The sequence below is a fragment of the Candidatus Flexifilum breve genome, assembly GCF_016713355.1.
The window spans coordinates 699,498-716,481 of record NZ_JADJPI010000037.1; the positions used below are offsets into that span (position 1 = coordinate 699,498).

The window sequence follows — 16,984 nt, forward strand, 5'->3', positions numbered from 1 at the left end:
CACAACGGCCAGCATCGGGTAAAATCCGCCGGGGCTGTTTCGCGCCTTGCTCACAGGCACGCACGATGATCAACGGGCTGATCGATTTGCCCATTACGCCGACTGCGGGTCAACAGTTTGCTATGAGGCGGGCAGGGCGACCCCGTCCACTCGTGGGCGCGGATGCGGAGTTTGAGATCCGCTGAACTAAGGATTCTGGTTTTCGTAAACAGTGAGGATTTTTCTATGCTGAGTGCGCGCATTACTGGTTTTCAGCATTTGGGCGTTCCCGTAACCGACTTGCAGCGCTCCAAAGCGTTCTATCTGCGCTTGGGCTTTCGTGAGGCGTTGGCGACCACACTGACCATGCCGGAGGGTGACATTCTGGTCGCCATGCTGGAGGTCGCGGGTTTTGTGCTGGAGCTGTACCAACTTCCGGGAACGGGAGGCGCGGAAATCGGCACCCGTGGGCACGGCCATATCGACCACTTCGCGCTGGATGTCGACGATATTCAGCACGTGTGGACGACGGTCACCGGGGCTGGACTGACGCCGTTGGAAAGCGCGCCCGTGTTTCTCCCGTTCTGGGAGAAGGGCGTGTATTACTTCAACATTCTGGGACCCGATGGCGAACGCGTCGAGTTCAACCAGCGCATCCGGTAAGCGGCGCTCCCGCCGTTACCCCTTCGGTCGATCGCGCGAATACCAATCGACCTGAGCCTACCGCATCTACTCGCCCCATTGATTGTCATTTGCAGGGACAGATACTGACCAACGCCCGGTTGGTCAGTGTGGCTTACCTTCGTGATTCGCACAAGATTTGTGTAATTAGCGAGCAAAACTCACACAAAAGTGTGGATTGTGACAAATGTAACGTGTTTGCTGTGTACTTTAATTTCACGGAAAGCTCTTTAAAGTGTACACTGTGTGACAATATAGTGAAGGATTCCTCAATGATTCATTGAGGAATCACCGCAGGTATTTGGTTAGACGGAGCCGCTGATGAATCGTTGGATCACCGCTGGACTGGCCCTCGCTGCTGGAGGCATCATCATCGTTGTGGCATCCAGTTGCGCACCCGATACCTCCGCACCGACCCTCGCTCCTCGCAGTACCGCCAACCCGGATCGGGCTGGCCAAACCATCGCCCTCAATCAACTGCCGGCAACCCCGGGGCTAATCCCGTTTACAGATACCGCGTGTCTCAACTGCCATACCGATGAAGCCCGGTTGACGACCCTGGCGGTCGCCGAAGAAAAAACTGAGTCTCTCTCTTCGGGGCCTGGCTGAGGGGGTTCCGTGGCTCCGATGGAGCCATGGCAGCGCGTCTGGATTGACGCCGAAACCTACACCCAAGATATTCACTCCTACATCAACTGTACTGACTGCCATCAAGGGCAGGCGGTGGATGACATGGAGGCCGCGCACGAAGGCATGATCGCCTCGCCCGGCGCCGAAGCCGCGACCACCTGCGGCAACTGTCATACCGATGTCACTCCAGACAGCCTCAACAGCTTGCACAGCACGCTGGCGGGATACGACACCGCGATTTACGCGCGCAGCGCACCCGAAAACCACGCTGTGCTGGAAGATATGGAGTCCTACCACTGCAATAACTGTCACGCCACCTGCGGCGACTGCCATGTGAGCCAACCGGTTTCCGTCGGTGGGGGGCTGCTTTCCGGTCACGATTTCGTCGAAACCCCGCCGATGAGCAACACCTGCACGGCCTGCCACGGCAGCCGCGTCAAAAACGAATACTACGGGCTGAATGAAGGTCTGCCCGCCGACGTGCACTTCCGTGAGCGTATGGGCTGCACCGATTGTCACACAGGCGCCGAAATGCACGGCACAGATGTGGATGCGGCGCATCGTTATGACGGTCTAGCCGAGCCTTCGTGCATTAGCTGCCACGAAGATCAGGTTGGCGTCGGCTCTGGCATTGAACAGCACGAAATTCATGGCACCGAGACCGTGTCCTGTCAGGTCTGTCACAGTGTCGCCTATACGAGCTGCGTCAACTGCCATGTCGAACGCACGGAAGACGACATCCCGTTCTACTCCATCGAAGAGCACTCCATCGACTTCTACATCGGCTTGAACCCGCTGCAGAACGCCGAACGTCCATACGAGTACACCACGCTGCGCCACGTGCCCATTGACATCGACTCGTTCAGCTTCTACGGCGACGACTTGCTGTCCAACTTCGATGCGCGCGCCACGTGGGTGTATGCCACGCCGCATAACATCCAGCGCAACACACCGCAGACCGAATCGTGCACCTCGTGCCACGGAAACGACGAATACTTCCTCACGCAGGCAGTGGTCGCCGCCGAGGAACTGGCCGCGAACCAGAGTGTCATGGTCGACGGCGCGCCGCCGCTGCCTGCGGAATACGCCGACCGCGCGCAAGCGCAGCCTGAAGAGGTCGCGCCTGCTGCGGGCAGCGACGACGGGTTCTGGGGCGATGCCCCTCCAGCTACACCCGCGCCCGCCGATGATTTCTGGGGCGGGGCTGCGGCACAACCAACCACGGAAGCTACAGAAAGCGCAGATGCTTTCTGGGGAAATTCATAAAACGAGACCATCTATCGGAGTCGCTATACCATGAAAAAATTAGTACTGCTTCTCGCTATTCTGCTCCTTGCCTTCCCGACGTTCTTTGTCGCGGCGCAGGAAGCCCCGGTCGTCGCCAGCGTTGAGGCGTTCGGGAGCGCGCTGCCGCAAGGCTACGGCATGATCAGTGTGGATGATTTCAACGTCCTGCTGGTCGAACAGGAACTCACCCTGCTGGACGTTCGGGAAGTCGCCGAATACGAAGCCGGCCACATCGAAGGTTCGTTCAACGTGCCGATCCGCACCGTGGGCCAGAACCTGAACCTGCTGCCCGACCTCGACGCGCCAATTGTCGTCATCTGCAAGGGTGGCGGTCGCGCGATGTTGGCGGCGACGGGGCTCAATGTCCTCGGTTATACCAACGTCAAGGTGCTGCGCGGCGGTTTCGATGCGTGGGCCGGTGAAGAACTGCCGGTTACGCTCGACGCGTTTGTGCCGGAAGCGGGCAGCGCGCCGGAAATCGATGCGGCGGTGGTCGCGGCGGTAGATAACTTCTTCGCCACGCTGCCCGAAGGCTACGCGCTGGTCAGCCCGCAGAACCTCGCGGCTGAACTGGTCGAGAATCCCCCCATTCTGATCGACGTCCGCACGGATGAGGAATGGAACAGCGGTTACATTGAAGGTGCGCAGCACATTCCGGTCGCCGAATTCACGGCGCGTCAGAGCGAATGGCCAGCAGACAAAGATGCTAACATCGTCATCTACTGCCAGTCGGGCGTTCGTGGTGGCCTCGCGATGTCGCTCATGCGCATCATGGGTTACACCAATGTGCGCAATATGTCGGGCGGCGTCAATGGTTGGCTGGCGGCAGAGCTGCCGCTGGTGGGCGTGCCATTTGACCTCAACACTTACATCGCCAGCTATGTCGCCGGCCTGCCGGAAACCTTCAACGCGGTGCGCGTTGCTGACCTTGCGACCGAACTGGCCGCGGAAAACGATCTGCTGCTCGTCGACGTGCGCACAGCTGACGAATTCGCTGAAGGCTTCATCGCCGGGGCGATCAACATCCCGCTCGGGGAACTGACACAGCACCTCGACCTGCTGCCCAACCTCGACCAACCGATGGTCGTCTACTGCGGCAGCGGGCACCGGTCGGCGATTGCCATGACCGCGCTCAATCTGCTTGGCTACACCAACGTGCGCAGCATGCTCAGCGGCTTTGGCGGCTGGACGAATGCGGGCAACCCGGTCAGCACCGAATTGACCGAAGCGGTTGCAGGCACCGCGCCGGAATTTGACGTTGATGTCTTCGCCGCCGTCGATGCGTACATGACCAGCATCCCCGAAGGCTACTGGACGGTGCGTGCCCCGGACCTCGCCGTCGAACTGATTGAAAACCCGCCGATCCTCATCGACGTCCGTACGGATGGCGAATGGGCGGCTGGCTGGATCGAAGGCGCCGTGCACGTCAGTTTCGCCGACATGTTCACCCTGCAGGCGGAATGGCCGCAGGACTTGACCGCGTCGATCGTCGTCTACGACAACCCGACGCACCGCAGCTCGATGACCATGACCATTCTGCGGATGCTCGGTTACGAAAACGTGCGCGTGTTGGCCGGCGGCGTCGGCGCTTGGACGAACGCGGGACAAGCGCTCGTCACCGAATAATCACTTTCAAGATTTCGGGGGCGCGGTGTACTGCGCCCCTGTTTATATCGATTTTTCATCTTCTTAGGTCAGAAAAGCGTTGACCATGAGCCAACTTTCGACCCTTCGCCGCTGGATTATTCCGTTCGTCCTCCTGTTGATCGCCGGGGCAGCGTACGCCGTGTCGGCACAGGACGCGGAGGTCACCCCCGAACCCGTCCCGCAGGACTGCGCGGAATGTCACCTTGATATCGTTGCCAGTTGGCAAGACAGCCATCATGCGCAGGCGTACCACGACGCGGAATTTCAAACGGCGTGGCAAGATGGCGGCGCGCAAACCGAGTGCCTCGCGTGTCATACTACCGGGTTCATCCCGGCGACGGGCGAATACGCGCAGCCGGGCGTGACCTGCTTCGCCTGTCACGGGGCGACGCCTGCGAATCACCCGCCGGAAGTGGTCAGCACGGATCCCGGCGTGCGCGTATGTTCCGACTGCCATACGACCACCTATGCCGAATGGCAGATGAGCGAACACGGCACACAGCAGCTCGCCTGCACGACCTGTCACAACCCGCACCCCCAAACGCTGCGCTTTGAAACAGCTGACGCGCTGTGCCTGAACTGCCATGATGAACCGCGCACCGATTATGCGCACGTTGCGCATCCGGATCAGCAGTGCGTCGAGTGTCACTGGCACAAAGCCACGCTTGAGGCCGATCATGTGCTGACGGGCAACCTGATGCCCACCGGACACGACGCGAATGTCGAGACGAAAACCTGCCTCGACTGCCACGATGATCTCGACGAAACGCAGTTGATCTCGACGGGCACGGGTGAACAACCGCTGCTAGAAGCTCAGGTGCGCATCAGTGAACTGGAAGCCGAACTCCAGACCAAGCAGGTCGAAAGCGACAACACGGCGCTGTCGCTGGGCGTGCAGGGATTGCTCTTCGGCGCGGCGCTCACAGGTTTAATCGCGCTCGGTCTCTATGCGTTGGTCAGCCGCCGTTCGAGCGGAGGAAAATCGGGATGAGCGAGCAGTTCATCACCCGGCGCGACTTCATGCGGCTCATGGCGGGCGTGGGCATCAGTGTGGCCGCGGCTGCCGCCCTATCTAATGCCGATCAACTGCGCGCCCTGCTGGATCAGGAAATAGCGCTGGAGACGGGCGAACGGAGCGCGCACGCGCACGGCGATGCCCGCCATCGCTGGGGCATGGTGATCGATCTGCGCGCGTGCATCGGCTGTGATTACTGCGTGTATGCCTGTCAGGCGGTCAACGATGTGCTCGATGACATGCGCTGGAACGTGCATCTGATTGACCGAACGGAGACGGGCAACGTCTATCACCTGACGCGCCCGTGCCTGCACTGTCAGGATGCGCCCTGCGCGGCGGTTTGCCCGGTCGGCGCGACTTTCGTGCGCGAAGACGGCATCGTCATCATGGATTACGATAAATGCATCGGCTGCCGTTACTGTCAGGTGGCCTGCCCGTATGGCGCGCGGTCGTTCAACTGGACGGCGCGCGCGACGGCGAGCGGTTATCAAGCGGAATGGGGCGCGGCTGAAGTGGAACAGCGTCCGCGCGGCGTGGTCGAGAAGTGTACTTTCTGCGTCCATCGCATTGACCGCGGTTTGAGTCAGGGGCTGGTGCCCGGCGTTGACCGCGCAGCCACCCCGGCCTGCGTCAACATCTGCCCGGTCAAGGCGCGCGTCTTCGGCGATTTGAACGATCCCGAAAGCCCGGTCTCCCGGTTGATCGCGGCTAACCCGACCTTCCGCCTGCGCGAAGATCTCGGCACCGAACCGAATGTCTATTACATCCCGCCGGAGGGCTTAATCTGATGCGCGCGTTCACTCCCTTCAGAGTCTGGCTCGCCCTCCTCGCCGTGCTGTTGGGGATCGGGCTGGTGTCCGGCATTCTAGTCTTCACGCAGGGTCTTGGCATCACGGCGCTGACCAATCAGGTGCCGTGGGGCTTGTGGATCACCGTCGACCTGACGTCCATTGCGCTCGGGGCAGGGGCGTTCTCGCTCTCCACTATCGCCTATATCTTCCATGTTAAGTCGTTCCAGCGCATCGCGCGGACGGCGGTGTTCGTCGGGTTGGTCGGTTACACTTCGGCGATGCTGGCGCTCCTCATGGACATTGGGCGACCGGATCGCTTCTGGCATCCGATTCTGTTCTGGAATGTGCACTCCGTGTTGTGGGAGATCACCATGTGCGTGATCCTCTACTCGACGGTGCTGATGGTGGAATTTGGCCCCATCCTGCTGGAAAGCGACGTGGTGAGCAAGCGCTTCCCGTTCGCCCCGAAGATCGGGCACTTCCTGCATCGCCTCACGCCAATCGTCTCGGTGGTTGGTCTGGGCTTGTCGCTGCTGCACCAGTCGTCGCTCGGCGCGACTTACGGCGTACTCGTCGCGCGTCCGATCTGGTTCAAGCCGTCGCTTCCGGTGATGTTCATCGTGTCGGCGGTTGCGGCGGGGGGCACGGTCACGCTCGCACTCATCATCATCTATGAGAACCTCAAGCGCGTCCGCCAAATCGACTCGGCGCTGCGTGCCAATATCGCCCGCTTCGCTGGCCTGATGATGATGGCCTATCTGTACCTCAAGTTGTGGGATTTTCTGGCGACCAGCTATTACAGCCACTTGCCCGCCCGGGCCGAAGCCCAGAGCCTGCTCGATCAGATCACGCCCTATGGTGACACGTTCTGGCTCGTCGAAGTGCTGTTTGGCGCGCTCATCCCGGCAATTCTGCTGCTCGCGCCGCGCTTCCGCCAGCGCGATATCTGGATCATCGCAGCGGCGGCGCTCGCAACGCTCGGCACCGTCGTGAACCGCTGGAATGTCACGCTCTCCGGCTTGATTCTGCCGCTCGACTGGACGCCGGGCAGCGCCGAGTTGTTCGCGGCACACGGCTATTTCCCATCGCCGGTGGAATGGGGCGTCGCCGTCGGTGTGCTCGGCTATGCGCTGCTGATGTTCAGTTTGGGGCTGCGCTTCCTGCCGCTGCTCCCGTCCGAGTCAGGGCACGCGCATTGATCGTTAGGTCGGGCACAGACTAGGGTCAGCGCGATCACCTCGTGGGACGCGACTCGCGTCCCCACGGTTATCTGTCTTCCACGCCGCCCGCTTGACCGTGCAGGACGCGGGGCTATTCTGATTCCTCCGCTGCGGTGGTCGGCGCCGCGCCTGTTCCTCGATCTCCCTACAACGCATCCAAACTAGAACCCGTGCTCGTCCGGTTGCCTGTCGGCTGCTTCTGCCCCGGACCGTTTACACCGTTCACGCAGAAACCAAAACGGTTGAGGCATAAGAATGGTGCTATAATTAGTTAAGGATAAAGAACTAGATGTAAATACATTATTGAGATTGAGACTAAATACTTGGTGGAACTAAAATTAATTAACGTAATTTATGGATAGTACCTTCGACGAGCGCCAAGGCGCCGCGACTACCGTACGCAGCCGACGTACCCCCGCTCCCGCCCAAATTTGGAGAGGAGATTAGGCGCCGCCGCCGCTGGATCTACGATGGACTTATCTATAAATCACATTCACTGTCTTTGCTTCCGCCAGTGTTGATCAACGTGACCAGGCTCTCAGACGGCTCCTGAGTTTGCCGGATTGGAGGCTATAGAGCTTATGAGTACGACCCCCAACCTTGAACACCCTGCTCAGGTCTATAGTGACATTCTCGACAGCATGGAGGATGCCGTGCTGTCATTTTCCTTGTCGGAACGCCGCCTGATCTATGGCAGTCCATCGGTCGAGACCATACTTGGGCGCCCAATGCGCGCCTTTCTGGATGATCCGGAGCTGTTCAAACGGATTGTGCCCGCAGATGAGCTCGAATTCGCGTTGGCGGCCTACAATCAAGCTGTACGCGCGGGGCAGGCCGACTTGGATCATCGTTTGATTTGGCCGGACGGCCAAGTGCGGTGGGTGCATCATCGGCTGTGGGTGAACCGGGACGCGCAGGGCCAACCGATCCGTATGAACGAGGTCCTTCGCGACATCACCGACCGCAAACAGGCGCAGGGTTCGGTGCAAGAATCCGAAGAGACGCATCGCCTGATTCTGAACAGTATCTCGGATGCGGTGTTCTTGACCGACATGGCGGGCAAATTCAGCTTCATTTGTCCCAATGTCAGCGTGATTTTCGGCTACACCGCGGCGGAGGTGGAAGCGCTGGGGACGATCTCCGCGCTGTTGGGTACCAACCTCATCGACCCAGATCGACTGCGGGCGCACGGTGAAATCACCAATATCGAGCATGATATCCGAAGGCCGACGGGCGAAGTGCGGCATCTGCTGATCAACATCAAGCACAGCGCGCTCAAGCAGGGTGAAATTCTGTACTCGTGCCGGGATGTCACCGAGCGCAAACAGGCCGAAGCTGCGCTCCGGGCGAGCGAGGCGCGCTACCGCGGGGTGGTTGAAAGCACCGACAGCAGCATTGTGCTGCTCGACGCGCTCGGGCGGATGCTGTTCATCAATTCGGTGGGCAAGCGCGCTGTCAATTTGCTGGATGAGAGTTACGTCGGCAAATCGCTGCACGATTTCTTCCCGGCTGAGGTAGCGGATGCCCGACTCAAAGTGGTGCAGGCGGTTATTGAGACCGGCACCGGACAAATTCTAGAGGAAGCCAGAAACTTGGGTGGCGTGCAGCACTGGCTTCGTATCAGCGTGCAGGCCGTGCGCGATACCTCCGCTCCCGTCCCGTTGGCGCTCATCAATGTGAGTGATATCACGCCGCTCAAGCAGGCTGAAGCCGCATTGCGCCAGAGCAATCGGCTGTTCAGTAGTTTCATGGAACAGCTCTCCGCCGGGACGTTCATCCAGAATCACGAAGGCCGCGTCCAGTACTGTAATTCAATCAATGCGCGTTCGTTCCACTTGACGCCGGACGAAATCGTCGGGCGCTTGCCGGAAGACTATACCAGCCCGGAACAGGCGCGGCTTATCCGGGATGAAAACCGTCAGCTTCTGGAATCGGGCCAGCCCAGCATCGAGTTTGCCTATCAAGGCGAGCGCAACGGTAAGTATTACTTTTGGCGCATCCTCAAGTTTTTGATCCCGCAGGAGCAGGGGCTGCCGTTGATTGGCGGGATCAGCATCAATGTCACGAAAGAGAAGCAAGCGGAAAGCGCGCTGCAAACCCTGAATGAGCAGCTTGAACAGCGCGTCGCGGAACGAACGGTCGAACTGGAACGGGCGAAAGATCGACTTGAGGCGATTTTCAACCACAGCGGTGATGGAATTGTGCTGCTGGATGTCAACTGCGCTGTCTTGCAGGCGAACTTCGCCTTTGAGACCCTCTTCGGCGTGTCTGCCGCAGTTGACGTGCCATTTATGACCTACTTCCACCCAGATTGCGCCAGTCGCCTGGAGATGGCTGTGCATGAGGTGGCGGCCTCCCATGAGACCCAGCATATCGAAGCCTGCGCTCGGGGGGCAGATGGCAGCGACTTTGACGTGGAAATCAGCCTAGCGCCGGTCAATCGGTCGGGGCGGCAGGTCAATAATCTTGTGTGCATCATCCGCGATGTGCGGCAGCGCAAACTGGCTGAAGCCGCGCTGCGGAGAAGTGAAGAACGCCTGTCGATGATGCTGGCGGGCACGCGCGCCGGAACCTGGGAATGGTTTGTCCAGACCGGAGAGACCGTTTTCAATGAGCGCTGGGCGGAAATCGTTGGCTATACGCTGGAGGAATTGGCGCCGATCAGCATTTCGACATGGAGCAGTCTCGCGCATCCCGACGATCTGCAGCGATCACAGCAGCTCCTCCAGCAGCACTTTGCTGGCGACCTTGACTACTATGACTGCGAAGTCCGGATGAAACACAAGGCCGGGCATTGGGTATGGGTGTGGGATCGCGGTCAGGTGATGGAATGGACAGCGGACGGTAGACCCGTGCGCATGTTAGGGACGCATGTGGAGATCACCGCGACTAAGGCGGTGCAGCAGACCATTGCCGAGGAGCGGAACCTGCTGCGGGCCATCATTGATGCCGTACCCAATTTCATTTACGTCAAAGACCGGGAGCATCGCTTCAGCCTGTGCAATCAGGCATACGCTCAGTTCCATGGCTATACAGACCCGGGGGCGCTCATCGGCAAGACGGATACCGATCTCTTCCTGCCGCAAGACGCCGCGCGTTTCTGGGGGCAGGATCAAGAGATTCTTGACGCAGGCATCTCGCTTAAAGATTTGGAGAGCGAGTATCTTCAGGTCGGCAACAAGCACAACTGGACGCTGACCAACAAAGTGCCCTTGCGGAATCTGAACGGTGAAGTGATCGGTGTGCTGGGCGTCACGCACGATGTGACGGCGATCAAAACGCATGAAGAAGCGCTGCGCATCAGCGAGACGCGCTACCGCACCACCATCAGCGCGCTGTCGGAAGGCATTGTGATGCAGGATGCGGACGGCATGATTCAGGTGTGCAATGCCGCGGCCAGCACCATTCTGGGACTATCGATGACCGAGCTGCGCGGACTCACCTCGTTTGACGAGCACTGGCAGGCCATTCACGAAGATGGCACGCCGTTCCCCGGTGAATTCCATCCGGCGATGGTTACGCTGCGGACGGGGACGCCGCAAGCGAACGTCATTATGGGCGTGCGCAAACCAAATGGCGAGCTGTCATGGATTTCGATCAACACGCAGGCGGTCATCAATCCGGGGGATACCAAACCCACCGCCGTGGTCAGTACCTTCGAAGATATCACTGCGCAGCGGCTGGTGGAAGCGGAAATGCGGCAGAAGCGCCATGAGGAACGCCGGATGCAAGGCTATCTCAAGGCGCTGCACAATTCGACCATTCGCCTGACGCGGGCGGAAAATCTGGATGCGTTCTACCGCACCGCCGTCGAAGAGGCTTTAGCGCACTTCGACTATGAGCGGGTGGGGCTGCTGTTATATGACCCGCATGATGGCAGTGCTACCGGAACGTATGGCACGGATGAACACGGTCAGTTGGTCGCCGAATATCATCTGCGGATTGACCCCGGCAGTCTGACGGGGATCCTCAAGCGGACGCTGGATCGCGAAGAACGATTCGCGTTTGAAGAACACGCGCAGTTGTACGCCAATCTCAAGCCGATGGGCTTTGGGCATAATGCCGTCGCGGCGCTCTGGAATGGGGAAGCGCTCGGGTGGTTAGCGATTGATAATGGCGTGCAGCATCGTCCCATCACCAAGGCGCAAATGGATATTCTTGCGCTGTACGCGCTGACGGTCGGCGCGCTGCTCGCCCGTAAACGCGCCGAATTCGCCTTGCGCGACAGTGAGCAGCGGTACCGACTGCTGGCCGAAAACATCAAGGATGTGATCGTCAAGTTGTCGCCGGAGGGGCTGTTCACGTTTGTGACGCCATCTACCTACCGCCTGACCGGTCATCGACCGGAAGAGCTCATTGGTCACCCAGTGATGGAGAATGTGCATCCTGACGATGTGCCTGTTTCGACTGCGGCCTCAGTGCAGGCGCTGGTGAGCGGCGCGACGTTCTTCACCATTCAGCAGCGGCTGCGGCACACAGACGGACACTATGTGTGGGTGGAAATCACCAATACGGTGGTGCGTGACGCGGAGTCCGGCAAGCCGCTGGAGCTCATCGGGATCATCCACGATATCAGTCAACGTATGCGCGCGGAAGAGGCGCTGCGGCAGAGTGAGCAGCGGTATCGACTGCTGGCGGAAAACATTCAGGATGTGATCATTAAGCAGACGCTGGACACGACCTTCACGTTTGTGAGTCCGTCCAGTTATGCGCTCGCTGGTTATCAGCCGGACGAATTGATCGGGCGTTCGGGGCTGATGTTGGTGCATCCGGATGACCAAGCGCCGTCAATCCACCTCGCTAGCGAGGCGACTGCGGCGGGGGCGACCTATTTCAAGATTGAGGAACGTATTCTGCACAAGCTGGGGCAGATCATCTGGGTTGAAATTGCCTACACCGTCGTGCGGGATCCGGTGAGCGGTGCTCCCCTCGAATTTATTGGAATCTTGCATGATATCACCGCGCGCAAGGCAGCGGAAGACGCGCTGCGGGAAAGCGAAGCACGCTACCAGAGTGTGGTTCAAACCCAGTCCGAATTGATCTGCCGGTACCAGCCCGATCTCACGCTCTCCTTCGTGAACCGGGCCTACTGCCGGTACTTCGACAAGACAGCGGAAGAGTTGATCGGACACAGTTTCTTAGAGTTGATTCCGGAAGCGCAACACGCGGACATTCGCAGATTTTACGCGGAGCTTCTGCGGACACGTGGAACGAGCACCTACGAGCATCAGGTGATCCGGCCCGACGGTTCAATTCGCTGGCAGGTCTGGACCGATCAGGTCATTGTCGACGATCAGAATGAGGTCATCGCGATTCAGGCGGTCGGAACCGACATTACTGAACGGAAGACGGCGGAGGAAGCCCTGCGCGCCAGCGAGGAGAAGTTCCGCCAGTTTATCGAATCTGCGCCGCTCGCCTGTGTCATCAGTGACCGCAGTGGCAGGATCGTACTGGCCAACAAGGAAGCCGAGAAACTCTTCGCTTACGACCGCGAAGAATTGATCGGGCAGATGATCGAAGGACTGGTGCCGGATACCTTCCGATCGGATCACACCGAGCAGCGCCATGCGAGCACCATCGCCGAAAAACGCCGAATGGAGGCCGTTGAGGTGGCGGGACGGCGCAAAGACGGACGTGAATTTCCAGCAGAGATTCAGTTCAGCTTTGTCGACATGGACTCCGCGCCGCTGGTGATGAGCTTTGTGATCGACATCACGGAACGCAAGCAAGCCGAAGTCGCGCTGAAGCAGGCGCTGGCACAGGAAAAGGAGCTAGGCGAACTCAAGACGCGCTTTGTCTCGATGGCTTCGCACGAATTCCGTACGCCCCTGGCTGCGATTCTGGCCACGGTCGAAACGCTGACGATTTATCGCGACCGGATGGACAGCGCGCAACTGGACGCGCGCCTCAACAAAATTCGCCATCAGGTCGCGTATATGAAAGGCATCATGGATGATGTGCTGCAGCTTGCGCGGATTCAGGCTGGGCGGGTGGAGTTTCGACCCGAAAGCGGCGATATTCAGCGACTGTGCCGCGAAGTCGTCGAGGAGTTCGAGAGTCAACTGCTTTATCAGGAGCGCATCCGCTATGTCGCCCCGGATGATCCTGTGGTGGCGTGGTTTGATGAGCGCTTGATGCGCCAGATCATCAGCAACCTGATCTCGAACGCTTTGAAGTATTCGCCGGACGACAAACCGGTCGATGTGCGCCTGACGCAGGACGCGCATACAGTTACGTTCAGCGTGCAGGATGCGGGCATCGGCATTCCGCCCGACGATCTCAAGCATTTGTTTGAGCCGTTCCACCGCGCCGCGAATGTCGGCACGATTTCCGGCACGGGGCTGGGCTTGAGCATCACCAAGCAGGCAGTGGAACTGCATCAGGGCACCATTACGCCCGAAAGCCAACTGGATGTCGGCACGACCTTCAACGTTGTGTTTCCCAAAGGGGCAGCGCAGGCTATTGACCGCTCCGCCGACGAGGCCGAATGACTGCGGCTTCCCCGTCCGTAATCTCTGACCGCTCAGGGTCGGATTACGGACGTGAGTTGCAGCCCTGGGTCTAAAGCCGGACGATAGGATAATCCTGTTCTCGGCAGAGCGCATTAAACGCGGTGAGTTCGTCCGTGATCAATGTTTCGAAGCGGGCTTCCTGCTCCGTCACCTGCGCATCTAGCACGCTCCACAGATCGACCGCCTGCTGCGTCGGCGCGTTGTCGCTGCGGGCCACCTGATAGCTGAGCGCTTGCAGCTTGCCATCCACACGATCCGGGAAGTGGGTGCCGTCCAGTTCGCCGCTGTTTTCGTTCAAATCCGGCTGAATGAGCTGGTTTTCGATCTCGGTCAGCGCCGTGATCAAAGCTGTGCAGCGTGTCCCCAGTTCGGATTCTGCACTGAAATAACTCGCGCGCTCCACGAGCTGCTTACGTAGGCGGTACAACCGCCCGATGGCGCGGTGAATGTCGTTGACGCGGTCGCGGATGCGGATGAGCAGGTCGTACTGCGCTTGATACTCGCCGATGGTTGTATTCACGCGCGGATCCTTTCTCGACGACCAGCGGCGCCTCGTAGACCTGATCGCCGACCGTGAGGCGAATGGTATACGTTCCCGGTACGAGCGCGGCGGGCGTCACCCAGCCTTGCAAACCGGGCGTGATGTCGGCTCCCGGCGCGGTGATCGGCACGGTGAAGCGGTTGATCCCCGGCTGGGTCGGCACTTGTGCGCCCGGTTCATCCGGCAGCGTGAGTGCCCCCCACTTCAAGCCGAGTACTTCCTCACCGCGTATCTTTCCGCGCAAGCGTGATCCCCCGGCCAGCTTGTAGGCCAGCGCGCCGACCGGGCGCGGCTTGGCTTCCGGCGGCGGTTGGCTGGTGAACTGCTGCAAGACTTCGCCCGCCGCGTTGATCAGCGCGATGTGCACATCACCGGAGGGCGTTTCACGCAGATAGTAATCGACAATTGCCCCGTTCGGCGGATTCGGCGCGACATAGGCGGTGTACAGCGAGAGCAGACTGTCGAGCTTATGGACTTCGCGGGTGATGCGCGTGACAGGCTGCACCGGGAACAGATGCGCCGCTTGGTTCAGCGTGTCTGGCGTCAGCGTCCGCAGTGCCGAAATATTGTCGAGACTCCACATGGAGCGCCCGTGGGTCGCGATGATCACGTCATCTTCCTTGACGCACAGATCGTACACGACCACAGCGGGCAGGTTGAGCTTGAGCGCAAACCACGACGCGCCATCGTCCAGCGAGCACCACACGCCGCGCTCCGTCCCCGCGTACAGCAGGCCGGGGCGCTCCACATCTTCGCGGAGGATGCGGGCGAAGTCATAATCGGGAATGCCATCGGTGATGCGCGTCCACGTCGCGCCGTAGTCCTCGGTTTTGAACAGGTGCGGGCGGAAATCATCCATACGGACGTTGGTCGCGACCGCGTAGGCTTTCCCCGGCGCGAACCGCGACGGTTCCATGCGCACCGTCGACCACGCGGGGCAGTCGGGCGGGGTGACGTTCGTCCACGTCGCGCCATCATCGCGCGTCACCTGAATTAGCCCGTCATCCGTGCCGACCCAGATCACGCCGCGTTCAGCCGGTGACTCCGCCACCGAACTGATTGACGGGTAGGCGTAGGCGAGCGCGTCTTCGAACTGCACCGGACCGCCCGTGATGATCATCTTCGAGGGATCAGCGGTCGTCAGGTCGGGGCTGATGATATCCCAGCTTTGGCCTTCGTTCGTCGTGCGAAAGATGTACTGCGCGGCGCTGTACAGCACATTCGGATCGTGCGGCGAGAGCTTGACGGGCACGCACCAGTTGAAGCGGTAGCGCAGTTCCAGCTTATCCCACGCTCCCGGTTCACCCCACGGGCCGATCTCACGCAGTTGGAAGTTGCGGTGGTCGTAGCGGGTGATGCCCAGTCCCGGCAGGTCGCTCGAATACACGATGTTCGGGTCGTCGGGGCGCACGGCGATATAGCCGCTCTCGCCGCCGCCAATGTCGTACGATTCCTGCATCGAAAGTGCGCCGCGCTCCGAGCGGTGGGGCAGAGCGAGCGTGCTGTTGTCCTGCTGCGAGCCATAAACGCGGTAGGGAAAGTGGTTATCGGTGGTGACACGGTAGATTTCCGCGGTCGGCTGGTTGAGCAGCGTCGACCATGAGCGCCCCGCGTCAAACGAGACGGAGGCGCCGCCATCATCGCCGAGGATGACGCGACCGGAATCGTTGGGGTCGACCCAGAAATCATGCTGATCGACGTAGGGGACATTCAACTGCCCGAAGGTGCGCCCGCCGTCGGTCGATTTCCACAGCTTGCGGCTGGCGACATAGACGGTGCTGGCGTCCTGCGGGTCGGCGACGATGCAGATCGAGAAGCGGGCGCGCACCATGAAGTTGCGCTCGTCAGAGAGCCAGGTCCACGACACGCCGTAGTCGTCGCTGCGGTAGATGCCGCCTTCGTCTGCTTCGATCAGCGCCCACACCCGCCCCGGTTTGGCGGGGGAAGCTGCAATGCCGATCTTGCCCATCAAGCCGCGCGGCAAGCCGAGGTTGTGGCTGATGTCTTCCCACGTGTCGCCGCCGTCCAGTGAACGATAAATCGCGCTGTCCGGGCCGCCGCTCGTGTAGTTCCACGGCTGAATCAACTGCTCCCAGAAGGCCGCGTACAGGATATCCGGATTGTGCTCATCCAGCGTGATGTCAATCGCGCCCGCTTTGTCGCTGCGGAACAGCACCTGTTCCCACGTCTGACCGCCGTCGGTTGTGCGGTACACGCCGCGTTCTGGGTTCGTACCGAAGCGCCGACCGAGCGCCGCCACATACACGCGGTTGGGGTCGGTCGGATGCACGCGGATGCGCCCGATGGTGTGCGTCTCCGCGAGGCCGACATGCTGCCATGTTTTGCCGGAATCGCCGGAGCGGTACACACCGTCACCGCCGGAATGGAACTGCACGACGACGTTTTCGCCCATGCCCACATACAGAATATGCGGGGCACTCGGCGCAACCGCAATTGCTCCGACCGGAGCGGTTTGCAGAAACTCATCGGCGATGGGCGTCCACAGGTGACCACCGTCATCGGTCTTCCATACGCCGCCGCCCGACCCGCCGAAATAGAAGGTCATGCGATCCGTCGGATGCCCGGCGACCGCCGTCGCCCGTCCACCGCGGTAAGGCCCGAGTAAACGCCACTGCAAGCCACCAAGCCATGCGGGTTGAGTCGTCATGTGAATGTGTCCT

Annotated in this window: 9 protein-coding genes; 7 read left to right on the forward strand and 2 right to left on the reverse strand. The window is 60.2% G+C overall.

The genetic code is table 11. The features are described from left to right. Positions 1-225 precede the first annotated feature (225 nt). The 7 genes from IPK17_RS34045 to IPK17_RS34075 all read left to right on the forward strand — a co-directional run bounded on the left by IPK17_RS34045 (position 226) and on the right by IPK17_RS34075 (position 13,741). Positions 226-642 carry a VOC family protein gene (locus IPK17_RS34045; protein WP_343422174.1) on the forward strand — a complete coding sequence of 139 codons (417 nt, stop codon included), beginning with the start codon at positions 226-228 and terminating at the stop codon, positions 640-642. Positions 643-1,278: 636 nt separating this feature from the next. Continuing rightward, positions 1,279-2,556 carry a cytochrome c3 family protein gene (locus IPK17_RS34050; protein WP_343422175.1) on the forward strand — a complete coding sequence of 426 codons (1,278 nt, stop codon included), beginning with the start codon at positions 1,279-1,281 and terminating at the stop codon, positions 2,554-2,556. Positions 2,557-2,586: 30 nt separating this feature from the next. Then, the gene (locus tag IPK17_RS34055; RefSeq protein ID WP_343422176.1) at positions 2,587-4,203 is read left to right on the forward strand and encodes a rhodanese-like domain-containing protein; all 1,617 of its coding nucleotides are present in this window, start codon (positions 2,587-2,589) and stop codon (positions 4,201-4,203) included. 85 nt (positions 4,204-4,288) lie between these two features. Beyond that, positions 4,289-5,215, forward strand: coding sequence for a cytochrome c3 family protein (locus IPK17_RS34060; protein ID WP_343422177.1), 927 nt, complete (start codon positions 4,289-4,291; stop codon positions 5,213-5,215). Further along, entirely contained in the window at positions 5,212-6,027 is an 816-nt protein-coding gene (gene dsrO, locus IPK17_RS34065) for a sulfate reduction electron transfer complex DsrMKJOP subunit DsrO (protein ID WP_343422178.1), read from the forward strand. Before IPK17_RS34060 ends, dsrO begins: the two co-directional genes overlap by 4 nt. Continuing rightward, positions 6,027-7,229, forward strand: a complete 1,203-nt coding sequence (gene nrfD / locus IPK17_RS34070) for an NrfD/PsrC family molybdoenzyme membrane anchor subunit (protein WP_343422179.1) — start codon at positions 6,027-6,029, stop codon at positions 7,227-7,229. Before dsrO ends, nrfD begins: the two co-directional genes overlap by 1 nt. A gap of 602 nt (positions 7,230-7,831) precedes the next feature. Then, a complete protein-coding gene (locus IPK17_RS34075; protein ID WP_343422180.1) occupies positions 7,832-13,741 on the forward strand; it encodes a sensor histidine kinase in 5,910 nt (1,969 codons plus the stop codon). 70 nt (positions 13,742-13,811) lie between these two features. Here IPK17_RS34075 and IPK17_RS34080 read toward each other — a convergent pair whose 3' ends face one another. Both IPK17_RS34080 and IPK17_RS34085 read right to left on the reverse strand, forming a co-directional pair. Further along, positions 13,812-14,282: a hypothetical protein gene (locus IPK17_RS34080; protein WP_343422181.1), complete on the reverse strand. Its 471-nt coding sequence runs from the start codon at positions 14,280-14,282 to the stop codon at positions 13,812-13,814. After that, the gene (locus IPK17_RS34085; protein WP_343422182.1) at positions 14,173-16,971 is read right to left on the reverse strand and encodes a WD40/YVTN/BNR-like repeat-containing protein; all 2,799 of its coding nucleotides are present in this window, start codon (positions 16,969-16,971) and stop codon (positions 14,173-14,175) included. Before IPK17_RS34085 ends, IPK17_RS34080 begins: the two co-directional genes overlap by 110 nt. Positions 16,972-16,984: the final 13 nt, after the last annotated feature.